The sequence below is a fragment of the Nonomuraea sp. NPDC049709 genome (assembly GCF_040674815.1).
In the GTDB taxonomy this organism is placed as follows: Bacteria; Actinomycetota; Actinomycetes; order Streptosporangiales; family Streptosporangiaceae; genus Nonomuraea.
This window is the reverse complement of sequence record NZ_JBFANM010000057.1, coordinates 19,192-36,784: the sequence shown is the minus strand read 5'-3', so window position 1 is coordinate 36,784 and position 17,593 is coordinate 19,192. Positions and strand designations below refer to the sequence as shown.

General features: G+C 67.1%; 16 protein-coding genes. 10 read left to right on the top strand and 6 right to left on the bottom strand.

From position 1 onward, the window contains the following. Window positions 1-46 precede the first annotated feature (46 nt). Window positions 47-1,168 (top strand): ABC transporter substrate-binding protein, encoded by a 1,122-nt coding sequence (locus tag AB0J69_RS42455; protein ID WP_364130121.1) that lies wholly within the window; start codon window positions 47-49, stop codon window positions 1,166-1,168. A gap of 45 nt (window positions 1,169-1,213) precedes the next feature. Here AB0J69_RS42455 and AB0J69_RS42450 read toward each other — a convergent pair whose 3' ends face one another. Beyond that, window positions 1,214-1,675 carry a VOC family protein gene (locus tag AB0J69_RS42450; protein ID WP_364130119.1) on the bottom strand — a complete coding sequence of 154 codons (462 nt, stop codon included), beginning with the start codon at window positions 1,673-1,675 and terminating at the stop codon, window positions 1,214-1,216. A gap of 106 nt (window positions 1,676-1,781) precedes the next feature. Between AB0J69_RS42450 and AB0J69_RS42445 the strand changes: the two genes are divergently transcribed. Further along, a complete protein-coding gene (locus AB0J69_RS42445; protein ID WP_364130117.1) occupies window positions 1,782-2,435 on the top strand; it encodes a TetR family transcriptional regulator in 654 nt (217 codons plus the stop codon). 270 nt (window positions 2,436-2,705) lie between these two features. Here the strand turns inward: AB0J69_RS42445 and AB0J69_RS42440 are convergent, their stop codons facing one another. The 4 genes from AB0J69_RS42440 to AB0J69_RS42425 form a co-directional block, all read right to left on the bottom strand. Further along, window positions 2,706-3,290 (bottom strand): GNAT family N-acetyltransferase, encoded by a 585-nt coding sequence (locus AB0J69_RS42440; protein ID WP_364130114.1) that lies wholly within the window; start codon window positions 3,288-3,290, stop codon window positions 2,706-2,708. Window positions 3,291-3,640: 350 nt separating this feature from the next. Then, entirely contained in the window at window positions 3,641-4,240 is a 600-nt protein-coding gene (locus tag AB0J69_RS42435; protein WP_364130111.1) for a hypothetical protein, read from the bottom strand. A gap of 300 nt (window positions 4,241-4,540) precedes the next feature. Beyond that, window positions 4,541-5,695 carry a histidine kinase gene (locus AB0J69_RS42430; RefSeq protein ID WP_364130109.1) on the bottom strand — a complete coding sequence of 385 codons (1,155 nt, stop codon included), beginning with the start codon at window positions 5,693-5,695 and terminating at the stop codon, window positions 4,541-4,543. Next, on the bottom strand, window positions 5,692-6,513 hold the full coding sequence (locus AB0J69_RS42425) for a type II CAAX endopeptidase family protein (RefSeq protein ID WP_364130106.1): 822 nt from the start codon (window positions 6,511-6,513) through the stop codon (window positions 5,692-5,694). Before AB0J69_RS42425 ends, AB0J69_RS42430 begins: the two co-directional genes overlap by 4 nt. Window positions 6,514-6,908: 395 nt before the next feature. Here AB0J69_RS42425 and AB0J69_RS42420 point away from each other — a divergent pair, with 395 nt between their 5' ends. Together AB0J69_RS42420 and AB0J69_RS42415 are read left to right on the top strand one after the other, a co-directional pair. Further along, window positions 6,909-7,823, top strand: a complete 915-nt coding sequence (locus tag AB0J69_RS42420; RefSeq protein WP_364130103.1) for an alpha/beta fold hydrolase — start codon at window positions 6,909-6,911, stop codon at window positions 7,821-7,823. 313 nt (window positions 7,824-8,136) lie between these two features. Beyond that, entirely contained in the window at window positions 8,137-8,346 is a 210-nt protein-coding gene (locus tag AB0J69_RS42415; RefSeq protein WP_364130100.1) for a hypothetical protein, read from the top strand. Window positions 8,347-8,850: 504 nt separating this feature from the next. On the opposite strand, the gene AB0J69_RS42410 is transcribed toward AB0J69_RS42415, so the two are convergent. Then, on the bottom strand, window positions 8,851-9,567 hold the full coding sequence (locus AB0J69_RS42410) for a hypothetical protein (protein ID WP_364130097.1): 717 nt from the start codon (window positions 9,565-9,567) through the stop codon (window positions 8,851-8,853). Between the two features lie 867 nt (window positions 9,568-10,434). Here AB0J69_RS42410 and AB0J69_RS42405 point away from each other — a divergent pair. The 6 genes from AB0J69_RS42405 to AB0J69_RS42380 all read left to right on the top strand — a co-directional run bounded on the left by AB0J69_RS42405 (window position 10,435) and on the right by AB0J69_RS42380 (window position 17,556). After that, complete coding sequence (locus tag AB0J69_RS42405) at window positions 10,435-14,145, top strand: Ig-like domain-containing protein (protein ID WP_364130094.1); 3,711 nt, start codon at window positions 10,435-10,437, stop codon at window positions 14,143-14,145. A gap of 105 nt (window positions 14,146-14,250) precedes the next feature. Continuing rightward, complete coding sequence (locus tag AB0J69_RS42400) at window positions 14,251-14,838, top strand: hypothetical protein (protein WP_364130091.1); 588 nt, start codon at window positions 14,251-14,253, stop codon at window positions 14,836-14,838. Window positions 14,839-15,212: 374 nt separating this feature from the next. Next, on the top strand, window positions 15,213-15,635 hold the full coding sequence (locus AB0J69_RS42395; RefSeq protein WP_364130088.1) for a hypothetical protein: 423 nt from the start codon (window positions 15,213-15,215) through the stop codon (window positions 15,633-15,635). Between the two features lie 46 nt (window positions 15,636-15,681). After that, window positions 15,682-16,293: a DUF6461 domain-containing protein gene (locus tag AB0J69_RS42390; protein ID WP_364130085.1), complete on the top strand. Its 612-nt coding sequence runs from the start codon at window positions 15,682-15,684 to the stop codon at window positions 16,291-16,293. Between the two features lie 17 nt (window positions 16,294-16,310). Beyond that, the gene (locus AB0J69_RS42385; RefSeq protein WP_364130082.1) at window positions 16,311-16,757 is read left to right on the top strand and encodes a hypothetical protein; all 447 of its coding nucleotides are present in this window, start codon (window positions 16,311-16,313) and stop codon (window positions 16,755-16,757) included. A 205-nt stretch (window positions 16,758-16,962) separates the two neighbouring features. Continuing rightward, on the top strand, window positions 16,963-17,556 hold the full coding sequence (locus tag AB0J69_RS42380; protein WP_364130080.1) for a DUF6461 domain-containing protein: 594 nt from the start codon (window positions 16,963-16,965) through the stop codon (window positions 17,554-17,556). The last annotated feature ends 37 nt before the right edge of the window (window positions 17,557-17,593 follow it).

The following is a 17,593-nucleotide window of genomic DNA, read 5'->3' as shown; positions in this document are numbered from 1 at the left end:
TGATCCGGGCATACTGCTACGAATCACACACAGGAGACGCCAGCGCATGAATACCCCCCCATTGCCTCCATCGTCGTCTGGAGCGGAGCGGACGGATGGATCATCCGTCCGGATCGGCGCCCTCGTTCCGCTGACTCGGCCTGGCTGGGTCGAGGTGGGCCGACACTTGCTCGCGGGACTCGAGCTGGCCGTTCGCGAGGTCAATGACGCCGGCGGGATCGTCGGAAGGCCACTCGATCTGGTGGTCCGAGACACCGCGGCCGATCCCCAGAAGGCCGCGGCGGCCGTCGACGAACTGGCTCGCCTGGGCGTGGCCGCCTTGGCGGGGGAGTATCACAGCGTCGTCGCCCGCGCCGCCGCGGCCCGGGCCGACGCCCTCGGACTGCCGTTCCTGTGCTCGTCGGCGGTTCTCGACGCGCTCACGGAAGAGCCGACGGAATGGGTCGCGCGCCTCGCCCCGGCGCAGTCCCACGGCTGGCGGATCTACGCGGACTTCCTCCTCAGGGCGGGTCACAGCCGAATCGCCGTAGCGGCCGAGCCGAGTGTCTACTGGGCGTCCGGGGCCCGCGTTCTGCGGGACCACCTCGCTCCACGCGGCGGCACCGTCATCGAACTCGACATGCGCGCGCTCGCCCCCACGGCCGTGTGCGACGAACTCGTCGACAATCGCGCGACGGCCCTCCTTCTCCTGGTCGGCCACCCGGAGCCGGCAGTGTCGATCGTCAAGTGCGTCCGGCACGACCGGCGCCTTGCCGAGATCATGATCGGTGCTCCGGCCGGGCAGCCGGAGTCCGCCGAATGGGTGACGTCGCTGGGCGACGACAGCACCGCGATCCCGTTCTTGCGCTACCTGCCCGAGCGCCTCAGCCCACTCGGCGTACGAGTCGAGACGGCCCTGCGCGAGCGGCTGGTCGAAGCGCCCTCCTTCGTCGCCTTCGAGGGCTACGACACGGTCGTCGTTCTCGCCGATGTGCTGCGGTCGTACGGCGCGGACCGGGCGCGCATCGCCGAATCCTGGCCGCGCGTCGCGGTCGAAGGCACCCGCGGGCAGATCCGGTTCTCCCGCATGCCGGGCATCAGCGTCTGGCAATGGGCTTGGCCGCCGATCCAAGTCGTTGATCGAGATCCGGCGGAACCCGATCGCTTCCGGATCCTTCACGCAGGCTGAGAGAGCACGTCCGGTCACCGTCGGGCTGCGACGACTCGCGACAGTTCAATGGGCGAGCTCACCAGTGCCGACCCCGTCATTCGTGCCGGCCGGTGCGGCCCACTCGACGAACTGGACGATCACGCCGTTGGGGTCGGTGATCTGGAAGAGGCGCTCACCCCAGGGCTCCTCGCGCAGCGGCATGGTGATGTCCACGCCCGCGGCCCGCAGGCGCTTCTCCTCGTCCTCGATGCCGGTGGTGGTGAAGGCGAGGATCAGGCCGGAGGCGTGCTGGTCGCGCTGGTCGGCCGGCAGGACCTGGTTGCCGCGGGCGAGCAGGACGATGTCGACCGCGGCGTCGTGGCGGCTCAGGGAGGCGAAGCCGTCGGCGGCGGCCTGTTCGGTGTAGCCCAGGTGGGTGGTGAACGCCTGGACGGGCGGGCGCGGGTCGCGACGGTCCCGCTCGGCCAGGGCCGGGCCCATGTTGACGGCCGGGACGCGGAGGGAGGTGAGGCGGGGTTCGGGCATGGGCACTTCCGTTCTTCGATCCGTGCAAAACTTGCGACGGACGTAAACTTAGCCCGGGGCTGCCTGAGGTGTCAACATAAAAATAGTACGGGTATAAGATTGCTCCATGACTACTGGCGCCACCTCGTCCGCACCCCCTGCCGGCCTGCGGGAATCGAAGAAGCAGGAGACCCGGCAGCTCATCTCCGACCACGCCACCCGCCTGTTCATCGCCCAGGGCTTCGAGCAGACCACCATCGCCGAGATCGCCGCCGCCGCACGGGTCGCCAAGAAGACGGTGACGAACTACTTCCCGCGCAAGGAGGACCTGGCCCTCGACCACCAGGACGCCTTCATCGCCTCCCTCGCCCGCACCGTGGCCGATCGCCAAGCCGGTGAGTCGGCCCTGGCGGCACTGCGCCGCGCCTTCTTCGACGCGGCCACGGCTGCCCAACCGGTCGCCGGGTTCTCCGGCCCCGACTTCGCGCGCATGATCGCCGACAGCCCCACCCTCTCCGCCCGCCTGCGCGACCTGCACGACCTGCGCGAGGCGGCCCTGGCCGACGCCCTGACCGAGGCCACCGGCGCGGCCCGCGACGACATCACCCCCCGCGCCGCCGCCGCCCTGCTCGGCGCTGTGCACCGCACCCTGTTCCAGCGCATCCAGGAGCTCACCCTCGCCGGCCAGGACAACGCCCGGATCTCCGCCACCGTCACCGCGGAGGCGGACAGCGCCTTCGGCCTGCTGGAGCCCTCACTCGCCGGCTACGCCGCGACGTGATCCGAGCCTCTCGCTCGTCGGCGCCCCTGCTCTCCAGCGACCGGCACCGCTACGACGGATACTGGCCCTCCGCGGTGGCAGACCCGAGACCGCCCGCACGCGCTCTGCCACACCCGCACTTTGGCGTGCGGGCAGGCCGAGCCGAGGTCGTCGGCGATGAGCGCTTCGAAGAACGTGCATCCGCCGGCCCGCCCGAACGCCGCGGCCAACGCGCCCACCGCCGCGGGCCCGGCTCGGCCCGCGGACGACCCACCGGCTTGCCTCCGAACGCTACGAGGCGTCCGTCCTCGTCGCCGCCATCGGTGAACGGCTGTGACCAGCGCCATCGAGAGCAATCCAGTAGCGGCGCTTGACCCCGATTCCGGTGCTGCGCACATCCTCCAGGACCCCGCCGTTGCTCTCGATGGTGCGCGCCGAACCGACGTTGCCCTCGTCGCAGGTGAGAAGGACCCGGTCCAGCCCGAGCGCCGGCGCCCTGAGCAGAACCTCTCCCAGCGCCCACGTGGCCAGTCCTTGCCTTCTGGCAGAAGGCCGGATGCTGTAGCCGATGTGCCCGCCGACTTCCAGCAGAACGGCGTTCAGATAGTGTCGAAGATCGATGGCGCCGAGGTAAGTCTGGCCGTCGACGATCCACCAGTGGCTGGCGTGGACGTGTCCTTCCTCGACAGGAAGTGACCGGTCTGACTGCTGGCGCAGTTGCTCGACCCATGAGGCGAACGCTTCCGGACTGGTGAGGTCTTCGTCATCAACCAGACGCAAGCCGGCCCCGTCCTGGTGAGCACCGGGCGGCCACTCGTCACGTGCTGTGAGCCACGAGGAATGCAGCTGTTCGGTGGGGGCGATCAGTTCGGTCATGCGATGGACGATAACATCCGCACCACCTGCGTGATCAGGCACTTTGTGGCGGATCGAGCCCCTGGCCTGCCGGGCCGAGCCTGCGCGGGCACGGCGCCTTCGTCGGATGTGGTGCCGCCCCGCCGTCCTGGACGCGTTCGCCACTCACACCGCTCTGATAACCGGCCCGGCTCCGCCAGAAGAGCCCGACCTTCAACCTGTTGACGGCGACCCCGCCAGCCGGGATCGCCTTTGCAACAGCCGTGCCTTGTGGAGGTGCCGCTTATTCCCCGAAGGCGGTCGAGGAATAAGCGGATTCCAGCCGGCGGAGAGGCGCCGTCCGACATGACAAGTGCCTTCAGCCCTCAGCGTCACTGCGCGGCCTGAACGAACTCCCCTGTATCTCTGGAGGTCTCTGCCGCGCGCTGGCAGCCGGCATCGCTGATCGGCCTTGCCCGCACGTCGAAACCAGGATGAACACTGTTGAACACGAACCACGCGGGCCCCTCACGGGTGATCTCTACGGGCCCCAGTCCACCTCCCGGTAGCCAGGCGCGGACTCTCAGGCAATAGTTGTCTCCGAAGTAGACGGCAGCCGTGTACCGCCAGCCCGAATATTGCCCGGCTGGAATCAGGGCATCGTAACAACCCTGCCGGTAAACACAGGAGTTCGTCCTCCAGGCCTGGACGGCGCCGACGGCGATCGTGCTCGTATTGTGAACCCCGTTGTCCGTCGGCGAGGCCGTCGCTGCGGAGGGTGCCGCACTGGCCAGAAGGCCGGCCGTCAGGGCAGTCGCGGCAACCCATGCCATTTTCTTCATTTTCCCTCTTTCGTGACTTGTGATTTCCGGCTGGATCTTTGCGGTGACCACATGGCCCGGCAAGCTGGGGGACCGGTGATGTGTGCTGACGTCCAGATTCGCGCCCAGGGAAATTCCGGTTCTTCTGATCCACAGCCCGGCCGTGCGCATCGCGGTTCTTTACTGTGCTGAAGAACAGCTATTGCGAGAAAGGTAACACTTTCGCTCCTGCGGCAACCAGGGCAGCAGCCGGACAACAACCGGACATTTCCCGAGAATGAATTCGCAGCGGTCCAGGGTCGTGATGGATCGCTTCCGGTGCGGTGTGCCGGAGTATGCGGCAAGGGAAAAGGCGGATACACGCCTGCCCGCGGTGGTGCGGAAGCCTCGACCGGACTGGCTGGGAGAAAGTCTCGTGTCTACCCGTCCGGCTGGTTCCAGTCGGACGGGCCGATGATCACAGTCCGGCCACTACGGGCTCCCGGCGGGGATGCGGGCCCGTACGACGAAGCCGCCGCCCGCTTGCCGGTCGGCGCTGAACTCGCCGCCGAGGGCTTCGACGCGCTCGCGGAGCCCGGCCAGGCCCCGTCCGCTCCCGCCGGGATTGGCGGCGGCCCGGGAGCCGGAGCCGTCGGTGCTGACCTCCACGCCGATCTCCTTCTCGCCGTAACGCACGTGGACCGCGGTGGGGCCGCCATGGGCGTGTTTGAGGGCGTTCGTCAGGGCCTCCTGGACGACCCGGTAGGTCACGAACTCGGCGCTGCCCGCCGATTCCGCCGGGCGGCCCTCTTCGGTGAACTCCACCGGCTGCCCGGCCCGGCGGGTCTGCTCCACGAGCGTGTGGAGCTCGCCGGCGGAGGGCACGCTGACGTCGGTGTCGTGATCGGCTTTGAGCAGGTCGAGCATGTGCCGCAGGTCGGTGATGGCCCTCCGGCCGGTGTCGGTGACGGCGCTCAGCGTCGCGTCGAGGCGATCGGGGGCGGCGGTCAGGTAGCGTGCCGCCTCGGCCTGCACGACCATGGCCGTCACGTGGTGGGTGACGACGTCGTGGAGTTCGCGGGCGATGCGGGTGCGTTCGGCGGCGCGGGTGGCCTCGGCGACGTGGCGGCGGCGTTCGGCCTCGGCGGCGCGGGTGGAGCGCAGCCAGGCGCCGATGCCCCATGCGAGGGCCAGGGCCAGGTAGAAGACCACGTAGCCCTCCACCCGCTCGGTCGCGCCGAGCCGGCCGAGCGCGAACGCGAGCGGCACGTACGCCGCGGAGAGGGCGATCACGGTGACGCGCCGGTGGCGCTCCAGGTGGGCGCCCGCGCTGATCAGCGCGATGGGCATCGCGTTGCTCGCGAACACGTGGTAGGCGCGCAGCTGGTCGAGGACGAAACCGAGCGACACCAGGACGAGGCACACGGCCGGCCACCGCCGGCGCACGGCGAGCGGAAGGCACTCCAGGGCGATCACCACGAACGCCGCCGCGTCGAAGGGGCGGGCCGGCAGGTCGCCGACCTGCGTCCCCTTGCCGTAGAGCGCCGGCAGGAGCGATATGACGGCCAGCAGCAGCCCGAACGGCAAATCGCGGACCACGACGTCGCACCGCCGCCACAGCTCCGTGACCCGCCGTAAATCGATCATTGGGCGAGGGTAGCGGTCGCGCGGTGCCGCAGCGGGACCACGTTGCCGCGCCGGCGGGCCAGCCACATGAACACGACCGTCAGCAGCAGGCCGAACACCACCGCGTACGGGCTCGCCTCCGGCCCGAAGTCGCCGCCCGTGAGCAGGGCCGGGCCCGACGTCACACCGTTCAGCAGTCCCTGCGTCGCGCCGTTGCCCGAGACCTCGGTGCCGAAGATGCCGGCCGCTGCGAAGTTCCAGCCGAAGTGCAGGCCGATCGGCACCCACAGGGTGCGGGTGGCGGCGTAGGCGGCGGCGAGCATGCCGCCCGCCTCGATCGCGATGGCGATCGAGCCCCACAGGCTGGCATGCGCGTTGAACAGGTGCGCCAGGCCGAACAACACCCCCGTCAGCACCAGCGCCATCCAGGTGCCGGTGCGCTCCTCGACGATCCTGAACAGGATGCCGCGAAACAACAACTCCTCCGTCACCGCGGCGGCGGCCATGAACCCGACCAGCGCCACGGCGCCCGGCACCGAGCCCATGCCGTCGATCCGGTAGCCGCCGAGGAAGGCGATGTTCACGATGACGGCCGCGAACATCCCGACACCGATCAGCATCCCGCGGACGGTGGCGGCGACGGCGCCCTTCGCGGCCACCTCGACCGGCGCGCGGCGCTCGGACCAGCGCACCGTCCGGGCGTACACGAGTACGGCCAGCACGGCCGTCGCGACGCCCAGGAGCAGGGTGAGGAACGGGCTGCCCTGCACCGCGCCCACGATCGTGCCGCCGGCGAAGGCGACCACCGCGACGGGGACGAGCTGTTTCAACAACCGCATGACGACTCTCTTACGTGGGGACTCCGCGGCGAAGCGCCGCCGTACGCAGGGAGACGTTAGAGATTCGACGGTCGGGAATCGTCCCCGCACGGTGGACATTCGCGAGTAGCTCGCACGGGGGACAGGCGCGCATGCGACTCGTCGTACGACGCCGCCGCGGCGCCCGCCCCGGACGTTGGCCGGACGTCAGAGCGCGGTGGCCGCCGCCCTTCGCGGTCCTTCCCGCAGACCACACTTGTCCCCCGCACGAGCTACCGGCGAATGTCCACCGTGCGGGGATGATCTCGGACCGCCCCGATCCGTAGCGTTACGGCCCAGCCACGGCACTCCGTCTGCGTTTCCCGCAACACCGCCGTGCGCCTCACCCCTGCGTCGACCCCTCATTGGAGGACCTCATGCCCCGCAAGATCAAGACGTCCATCGTGGCCGCGCTGTGCTGCACCGTGCTCGGCGCAGGAGTCGCCGGCTGCGATGGCGACGCGATGGAGAACTGGGACCCCCTCGCCCCCGCCACGCGGACAGCCGATGCCGCCCCGATCTCCGGAACCACGAAGATCGCCGTCGCGGGCCGGTCGGTGAACGTGTCCTGTTCGGGCGACCCGGAGAAAGGCAGGCCGGTCGTCATCCTGATGCACGGGGGAGGCGATGGGCTGGACAAGCTGGCCGCCCTCCAGCAGAGGCTGAGCAAGCAGAACCGGGTGTGCTCCTACGACCGGCTCGGGGCGGGCGCCAGCGACCAGCCGGACGGCCCGCAGAACTTCTCCAGCACCGGGAAGGTTCTGACCGGCGTGCTCGATCGGATCGCCGCAGACGGTCCGGTCGTCCTGGCCGGGCACTCGCTGGGCGGGCTGATCGCCGCCAGGTACGCCCCCGACCACCAGGACAGGGTCAAGGGGCTGGTCCTGATGGACGCCACCCCGCCCACGATGCTGGCCGACATCTCGAAGTCGATCCCCGAGTCCGCCAAGGGGCCGGCGGCCGACGTGCGCACGCAGAACCTCGCGATATTCAAGGGTGAGAACCCGGAGAAGCTCGTCATCACCGACGGGAAGGTCCGTTCCGCCGGGAACATCCCGGTGGAGGTGATCCAGCACGGCAAGCCGTACCTCGCGGCCGTCCCCGACTACGGGCAGCGCCTGGAGAAGGCGTGGACCGCAGGCCAGCGCAAGTGGCTCGCGCTGTCCAGCGGCAGCAAGCTGAGCACGGCCACGAACAGCGGCCACTACATCTACCTCGACCAGCCCGATGTCGCCGTCCAGGCCATTGAGCGCGTCACCGCGCAGGCCGCACGTCAAGCGCATGGTGCCTAACCCGCCGGTTCGATGCTCCAGGCCGCCGGACGCCCCGCCGCGCGGCCGGTGAGACCGGAGCAGACAGGCGAAGATCGAGGCTGTGAGGCCACTCCCACGGCACCAGGCGAAGTCGGCATCGTCGGCGGGCGGACGATGACCCTGATCGATGCTTCGGTCGAAGAATCTGACGGGACCGAGGCACAAGCACAGCAGGGTGGCGCTGGCGTGTCACCGGCTGTGGAGGAGGAAGCAGGACTCGAGGGATCGATCTCGTGAGCCGGCTATTGCGCATGGTGAGGATGAGCCGGCGGCTACTGTTATCCCGTTGGCGGTGGACGGCACGATCGTGGCGGCCCCGACGGTGTTGCTGAGCGCCAGCCGACAAGGCACTCGAGGTGGCGTACTGCCGTGGGTGCTGTTGATCGCCAGTCTGGCGAGCATCGGAGCGAATGTGGCGGTCGCGGAGCCGACGGTCATCGCACGGGTGATCGCCGGCTGGCCCAGCCTGGCGCTGATCGGCGCGTACGAGGTGCTCATGTGAACCGGATTCTGCTCCACCAGACCCGAGCCCACGGTGACCTGCTCCATCCGGGCGTCGGCCGGGGTGAGGCCGAGCAACTGGGTGACCTTGGCCGATGACGGACTCGGCCACGTCCACCGAGGTGCCGAGTGCGTTCATGGGCAGGTCGGCGGGGGCGTAGCAGGCCAGCAGGCGCAGTAGTTCGACGGTGAGCGGGTTGCGGGCGGCCAGGTTGTGCCGCGTGACCTGCCACACGCGGGCGATCACCTGTCGATCGGCCTCTCTCTGCCCGGGCGGCGAGGCGGCGTGCATCCGGCCGGGCGCCGCGGCCAGCAGACGCCGGTAGGCGGCCAGCGTCATGCCGGGAGTCTCGGCGATGTAGCCGCCGGCCTGCACCAGGGCCAACGGCGGGAAACCCAGCTCGTCGGCCAGGCTCTCCAGGTGTGCCGTCTCTGAGACCGGGGAGCCGATCAGGTCGGCGAGTAGCGCCACCGCCTCCTGCGGGGACAGTTCGTGCAGCTGAATCTAGCCGCTGATCGCGTCCCAGCCGGTCGCTCGCCGGGAGGTGATCAACACATGCCCCCGTTCCAGTCGCCCCAGATGGGGGTCCAGTTCGTGCGGGTCCTCGACGTTGTCGAATATCAGCAACCACCTTCGGTGCCCGGCCAGCCAGGCCAACGCGTACGCGAGCGCGTCCTGCTCCGCCAACGGTGCCATCGAAGTCGGCCTGTCTTGGCCGCGGGAGGTCACGGCTGCGGCCAAGGCCCGCCCCAGCTCGGCCAGACCGCTCCTGACGTTGCCGGCGTTCTCCGCAGCGATCCACCAGATCAGCTCGTAGTCGTCACGGTGCGTGTGAACGTACTGCAGTGCGAGCTCGCTCTTGCCGCTGCCGCCCAGGCCGCAGATTGCTAGACTGATCACTCCCCGCCTCGCCTCGCATGGCAGCCGTGACCTGTCGCAGGGCGTGGTCGCGGCCGACGAAATGCCGACGGGCCGGCCGGGCAATTTCACCATCCGCAGGGGTGGCTCCGGGACGCGGCCGGGCGGGCGAACCTGCACGATCAGGCCGATCAGCCCGACGACCATGCTGATCACGCTGGCACGCTGATCCAGCAACGCCAGCACATCATGGGGCAGCCCCAACACATCGGCGAGAAACGCGGCAACCCCAGCCCCAGCAGGCCCACTGCGACCACCAGCAGGATTCTCCGAGTCCGGCCCGCCGACCGGCGAGCGCACCATAACCGCACCATTCAAGCGTGCCCGGCCGGAGCGGCCCCGGCACCTGCCTGGCAGCGCCTTCCGGGAAAGGGCCGGGTCAGAGCCCGGGCAGCCGCGACTGCCACGGTGGTTACCAGCACCCAGGCCGGCCACGATCAGCACCAAGGCGACGGTCTTGGACCAGCCGGCAGGGTCCCAGGTTGTGTCGTGGCCCAGGCTGATCAGCGGTATTAGCAGGTCCAGGCAGTACATGAAAGGGTCCCACGCCGGGTGCTCGTCGGCCTTGATCGGGCACAGACCTGCTGCCAGTCAGGCGGACGGCGTCGCGGGGTCGCAGCCGCAACTCCCGCCGGGGCACCAGCATGGTCACGTGGGCGCTTTCGATGCTGGCGAACCGGGCCGGCCGCGCCGGGTCGATCAGGACCATGTCGGCCGGCCAGAGATCCTGACCGCATCCCAACCGATGAAATCCTGACGCGTCGGCCACAGCGCCACTACCGGCGAAACTCGCGGGGCCCCGCCATACGTCACGCTTCAGCGCCTTCTCGCCATTACGGAGCACATCCTTCCCGTTACATAATCGATCTTGCTTTATCTTCTTATGTGATGATCGTTGTGTTTCGTCCGCCCGCTACCGGAATGGGCCACGTGAACACACCTTTACCTCCGGCAAAAAAGCTTCGCCGAGGGCGTCGCCGTGCTGCGCTCGCCGCGGGACTCAGCCTGACAGCCTCACTTTTGGTCGCGTTACCCGGCGTCGCTTCTGCCACCACCCCGACACTGGCCCCGAATTCGCCGCCATCCGGTCCTGCCGCTCCACCCCCCGGTTACCTTGACGCCGCCAAAACGCAGGCGAGGAAACAGGCAAAGCAGGTCGAGATCCCGAGCATGCACACCGAGAACATGACCACCGTCGCCAATCCAGACGGAAAGACGGTTGGCACGTATGTCCATCCAGCCCCCATCCGCTTCAAGGGAGCCAATGGGAACTGGCAGGCGATCGACACGACTTTGGTCCGGCACGGAAACGTCATCAAACCGAGGGCTCTCAAGGACGAGGTGCGACTGGCCGGCGGCGGTGAGTCCGGCCTGTTGCGGGTCAGAACGGCGAAGGGCCAAGCGCAGGTCGCGGTCGACGCCGAACTGCCCGCACCGGCCCTATCCGGCAACAAGGCGACCTACGCCAACGCCTACGGTGAAGGCATCGACCTCGTGATGGAGGTGACGAGTACCGGCATTCGGCAGAAGATAGTCATCAAGCAGCGACCGTCCTCGGAGCTCGTCCTCCGGCTTTCCATCGATGGTAATGCGGGGCTTAAATACCACGCCAAGTCGAATAACACCGCCGAGGTGCTGCTCGACGGCGAAAAGGTCGCCGACATCACACCGGCTCTGCTGCTGGACGCGACAGCGACGACCTCGGTCACGAGCGGCAACATCAGCAGCGTGGAAACCAAGCTGGAGGGCGCCGACCTCGTCTATCGGCCCGACGGCAAGTTTCTGGCTGATCCAGGGACCACCTATCCGGTGACATTGCTGGCCAATCCTACCCCTTGGTACGGCGCGGGATTCCCGACGGACACCTTCGTCAGCAACGACCCGCGTTTCAAGACCGGCAGCGCCCAGCAGTACATGGACGCTTTCCTGGCCGGCCGTAACAATTTCGACGGGGAGAGCGCGTACTACATCTACCGCTCCTACTTGAAGTACGACCTCAGTAACGCGCCGTGGTACGGCAGGCCCATCATCAATGCCGACGTACGGCCATGGAACTACATCACCACGCACTGCGGCGGGCCAGAAACGCCGCAGATGGCGGTTCGGCGGGTCACCAGCAACTGGACGCTGAGCTCCACGAGTTCCGTCAATCTGCGCTGGGACCAGCAGCCTTCCGTCACCACCGACGGCCAGGCCGTTAAAGGTGGCGGAGTCGGCCGCATCCGGAAAGCAGGCGGCACCTACGTGTACTGCCCGAACCTGTCCCAGGAGCTGTACTACAGCATCGAGGACATCGTGCGCGAATGGGCCGGCGGCGCCCCCAACTACGGTCTGCAGATCGCCGCGTACGGCGACAGCAGCGGCCCTTCGAACTTCCGTGAGTACCTGAGCAGTGAATGGGCCGGGATCGACGGCCGGGGGCCGGTGCTGTTCGTCGAATACGATGCACCCGACCCGGAGGTCGGCGCCGTGGGCTGGTTCACGCCGGACGAGCCGGGAATCACGGACCGGGCTGCCGCCGAGGCGATAGTGGCCGATCCGGACCTGGGCCGGGCCAGCGAAACTCAGCCGGTAGCGGAGGACGTGTCCGACGAGCAGGCTGTCGAGGAGAAGGATGCCTCTTCGGATGTCCATGACATCACGATGGAGGGAGCCATCGAAGGTGACCCCGTCGTGGACAATCCGTCTCCGGACACCACGCCTCCGGCGGTCGTCAGAACCGATCCGGAGAAGGACGCCACCGACGGCTCCTCCTCTGCCGTGTCCGTGCTCTTCAACGAGGGAGTGACCGACGTCCAGCTCACCGTGAAGGACGCGGCGGGAACTCCGGTGCCTGGGACGGTGTCGGATGGTCACACGCCCGCGGGCTGGGCTTTCACGCCTGGCCAGCCGCTGGACCCTCAGGAGTCCTACACGGCCGAGGTCAGCGGCGCCAAAGATGCCGCGGGTAACGTGATGACGGCCCCTTATTCATGGACGTTCACCACCGCGGCGGACGTACCTGCCTGCACGGCGCCTCCGTACGAGGATACGTTGTACGACTACGGTGACAGGGTGACCTACGAAGGACACACCTGGGAGGCTCAGGCCTCCGGCTGGCTCGGCGAGCCGGGGAGCGAGCTGGGCTTCTGGCTGGATCTCGGCCCCTGCGGTGGCGAGCCCGATCCGGACCCGGTGCCCGCGTGCACCGCTGAAGCCTGGAACCCCGCTCTGTGGTACTTGTACGGTGACGAGGTCACCTATCTCGGCCACACCTGGCGGGTGATCGCCGACTGGGTCGACGAGGGCGTCGAGCCGACGGCGGGCGAGCTCTGGGAAGACCTCGGCGCGTGCTCCGGGCAGCCGCCCACTGATCCTCCGTGCACCGCCTACGGGTGGAGCATGTTCGCTCCTTACTACGTCGGCGAACAGGTCACATGGGACGGCCACATGTGGGAGGCCACGCAGGACACCACCCGTGGGCAGGAACCCGGGGTCCATGCCGCGTGGGAGGATCTAGGGGCCTGTAGCGGCGAACCTCCGTTGAGCGCCAAGCGGGGGCAGACGAGGTCGGCGGCACTGCCGGACATGCCGAACGTCCCCCCGAAGGCTTCCGGAATGTTCGACCGCATGACGCCGGCGAAGTGCGCGGAGAGGGCCAATCTGGCCGGGCGACCCCAAGGCTGGGTGATGAACCGCTTCAGCTGGTGCCAGATGGGCAAACTCGATGCTTACTATTCGTCCGGGAAATGTCTGGGGAACACGACTCCCTGCATCCCGGAGCCGGCGGAATACTACAAGGCCGATGTCATGCTCATCGGATACACGTTCAACGGTGTCGAAGGCCGTGATCAGCCCAAGGGTGACACGGCTCGCGATATCGTGGTCGAAGCCTTCGTCTATAACCACAGCACGTACGGGACCATGCCACCCGGCAAGAAGCTGACCCTGGGCATGGACATCGGTAACAAGACCAGATGCGAGCACGTCACTTCCCGGGGCGGCCAGACGGTGCTGAATCACCGAACGGCGCTCATCAGCAGCTGGATCGCCGATGGCCGGGCGACCTTCCGCTTCAGGTGTCCGCATGGTAAGGCGTCCACGAAGCGCGTCACCGAATGGCTGGACGGAGCCAACGGCGTCAAGGAATACGTGGCAAATGACGAGCTGGTGAGTTTCACCAGCATCAAGCCGTACGCCAACTTCCCGGACTGGCCCGTCAAGGCCCTTGGCATCTCGCGCTACACCAAGTACGTCACCGGCACCGACAAGTGGCTCGTGGGCAACATCATTCGCTGCGACAGCGCAGTGGAGTCCGACTACAAGGCCGGCGGCTGTGTCTTCTACAAGACCAAGTCCGCCGTCCACTGGGAGCCGCTGGTCACGAACAAGGCCGGCACCAAGACGTGGGACATTACCCAGGCGTACCAGCACTACTGGAACGCCTGCCTGGACCCCGACGCGCAGACCTGGCCGGACAACCCCGCGAAGGACATCGCTGGTTGTGACATCCCGCCCTCTCGTGATACCGGTTATCTGCACAGGGAGAAGGAGAAGCAGGCAGGCTCGAACCAGGACGCCACGTATGTGAAGTGCAGCAGGATGTGGCCCGGGTACCCGTCGTCAGGCGACTATCCGAAGCAGTGCGACGAGTATCCATTCGCATCGACTCGCCAGCGCACCCTCGCCCCCGACGGGACTTCACACTTCTATGGCAAATGGTCCTTCTGCCCGATCCGGGCCAACGACAACGAGAAGGCCGGCCTGTATCTCAAGCGCTATTACCATGCCGACAGAGTGCTGTACAGCGATAAGTTCCGTAACAGGTTCGCCTCTCCGCCGTCCGGCGACCCGGTTCCCGCGCGGGCGCAGCTTTGCGGGACTCCATCAGTCGCCAACTAGTTAGTAGCCCCCGAAAGCCGCCCGGGCTGGTATACGCTGGATCGCCGGCGACCCCCTCCCGGGCGGCCTCCCTTTCCCTTCGGACGAAGCAGATGGGCCATAACCATGCCCCTTCAGGCGATCAGCCATTATGAGCGGCTTTTGAACGAGCACCCATGGATGCGGGACGGTTTCCACTGGACTGTGGTTCGGACCTCGGCTGTTCCTCCGTCCATCGAGGAAATCGGCGAGAGACTGTCGAGTTCCGCCGAGGCCGGTGTCGAGGAAGAGGTCGACGTCGCGTCGGGTGCCGACCTTTACCTTCCGCACACCGTGGTGTCGGTGGACAGGCAAGGGGGAGGGTATTTTCTCTTCCAGTCTCAGGACGGCGGTATTGATGATCCTGCCGTCCTGTGCGAACTGAGCGAGAGAGATGGACCGGTATGGAGCATCGCCTCCATACTTCACAAGCACAAATACACGTATGCCACCGACGGTGAAATACGCTGGACCTGGCGCGAGTTCCCGCGCGGCGAACGGCCGAACGTGGATGAGAATGTTGTGTTCGTCGAGAAGGCATGCGAGGACATGGGCCTCCCGTTCGGCCTCACCGCGCTAATGGCCGTCGTCGAACTGAGCAGCGGCGTGCGCATGGACCTCAACTGGCCACACGCGCCGAGACCAGCCGTCGTTTTGGACGATCCCCTCTGGTGATCTGCGTGGCACGGATCATGCCTGATTGGGCGTGCCTGATGTCTCTCGCGGGCGTCGCCTTGGTACTCGTGGTCAGCGTCCGTCTGGTTGGTGGTCCCGACCATCAAGGGCGACCTGCCTTTCGTCGCGCGGTGCGACAGCGAGCGCATCAGCTACCGCGTCCGCGTGAACGACAGAACCACGTGGAGAGGGAACACCGGAGGGTGCCGCTTCCTCGGCGTTGATCGGGTCTACACCATGTACACCGGAGACCCTCACCGAGGAGAGGTGGCCCAGCACATCCGATTGGCCTTCCAGAATCCGCGGAACACGGATCCAAAGGGGACCAAGGAGGGAGCGCCCATAACCAAGAACTTCCCCGGCAACTACGACGGTTGCCTGAACTCGCCCGACCCGGCTCATTGCCGGAAGGTTCCCTTGACCAAGCGGGGCAACAGAGACCGGGTCCCGGCTCCGGACGGAGCGCTGTACAACTCGAAGAACTCCAACAATCTAGACAACTTCCCGGACGTGACGATCCGAACAAACAATGCGACGAATACCCGTTCGCGTCCACCTGGCAGGCGATCGGCGTCGACGGCAAGATGCAGAACAACGCCTGGGTTCCTTCTCTCAACGCCTCGCTCCGCATGGTCAGCTCGGACCACAACCAGGCCGCAGGCCGCGACTTGGGCGCTTTCTACGCCCGCTATCGTGTCCTTCCCAACGCAACCCTCGAAGGGGGCCTGCAGAACCGGCCCGGTAACGCCTTCTTCGTGAGAATAAGAGACGGCGCACCGCCAACGCCTTCTTCGTGACAACCAGCCGAGGTACCCGTAACCCCCTCCTGCTCGAGAGGCGGCCATGCAGTCACCGACCTACCTGCACGACCTTCTGGCCTCGACCCTCTTCACGGAGGGGCTCGACGGCGACATGGACCTGTGGGCACTGGGATTCAGCGCCGTCTGGATCAAGGGCGCGGACCTCGACACCCTCGCCCCGATCTACCAACTGGACCTCTCCACCCGCACCCCGTGCCATTTGAGTGACATCCTCGACCGGAACATCGACGATGGATCCCGCTTGGTCGCCGAAGTCGGGGACTGGATCGGCATCGTGCCCGCATCCGCCGACCGCGAGCGCCTGCTGTCCATCACCGCGGGCGGCCGCGAGGCATTCGGCCTCAGCATGGACATCAGCAACAGAACCTATTTCCACTATGCCCGCGGAGGGCGTCTGGTGACCTCCTTCAGTCCCACCTGGCCGGAGTCACGTTTCGGCGAGGACCCGCACGCGCTCGATCACCTGATGGACGGGCTGCGCTTCCAGATCAGCGCGGACGACGTCTTCGACGATCGCGTCGACCGAGAGGAGAGCGTAAGCTCGGCCTTGACCCTGATCGGACGCTTCACGGGAACCGACATCGCCACCGACTGGTTCGAGGCGCAGCACTCCTGCATCCGGCCCACCTCCTGACGGCTCACGCCCAGCCCGTGCGACACGTCGCCAGGCTGCCGACCCGCGCGCCGGGCACTCGCATCGCGCCGGTCGTAGAAGTCGCCGCCGTCTTCGCGCCGGTGTACCAGGTGGCGCAGCCGGAATCCGATTCCGGATCGGGTGCGGGAGACGCCCCAGGCGGCTTCGACCATGGCGGCCTTGAGGTCTTCATCCTTGACGAGAATGTCCCGCTCGTCTCCAAGACGGTCTCGCACCTACGTAGCGGCGGCACTCTACAAGCCGGAGACCACCATCCCCAAGGCCGGAAACGGGGCGCCGAAGAAGATACCCGGTGCGTTCAGTGGTGGGCGCCGGGGTGTACCGACGATGGCCGCCTAAAGGTGACCAGGGCCAGTGCGAAAGTCAAGGGCTCTATTCCCGACAAAACCGGAAGAAATCAATACTGGGCCCAGACGGCTGCGATGAATATCCATTCGCATTGACCCTTGCAGAGGCGAGCCAGACGGATTGCCATTGGCGACAAATATTTGTAGGTCACTGGTACAACCGGGGGGACCAGCCCGACTCCGGAGGAGCTCTTCCGCCTGGACGGCTGTACCGTGGACGCTTAGGATCATCTGGCTGCTTCGGATCCGGGCGCAGCCCGATCGCGTATGGACGAGCGTGCCGCGCTCTCCTTGTGGAGTCATGATGAGCGACATATTCGATGTCTATAAGGCGACGGCACCCCTGCTCTTCGAAGAACCAACCCGCATCACGTGGGTCCGTGGCCTGCCCTTACCAGAATGCGTCCGCCGTTTCGGCGGAGATCCGCTCCGGACACGTGAGGCCGATTTCGAGGACATATACGAGGAAGGGTACGACCTCGATCCCGACGACCCGCGCGACGGCGCCATCCTGCTCGATCAGCAGGGCGACTGGGTCGTGGTGGTGGAGCCGACGAGCCATCGCGGCATTACGTCCGCGTTGTTGCGGTGGCTCTCCTCGGACGGAGCCGCCTTGAGCGTCTACTGGACCGTAAACGGGGATGCCTACGTCAAGTGGGCCGAGCACGGCCATGTCCTTTATTCCTTTGACCCGATGGTCCTCGACACCGTGAACCCCGATGAGGCAGAGGTGGGCTGGGTCGTCGAGCACGGTGTGGGCCTCGACGCCTGGGCTCAGGACTGGTTTGCGGCAACCCTGACGCTGGCCGAGAAGATCACCTTGGTGCGCTTCGATTCGGCGTGGCCGGAGCGCATTCACCTCGGGGTGACCGTCGGTCCCATGCCCCTGGCATGAGCCGGGCGGCCCAGAACACGGGACGTTTCCAGCCGCT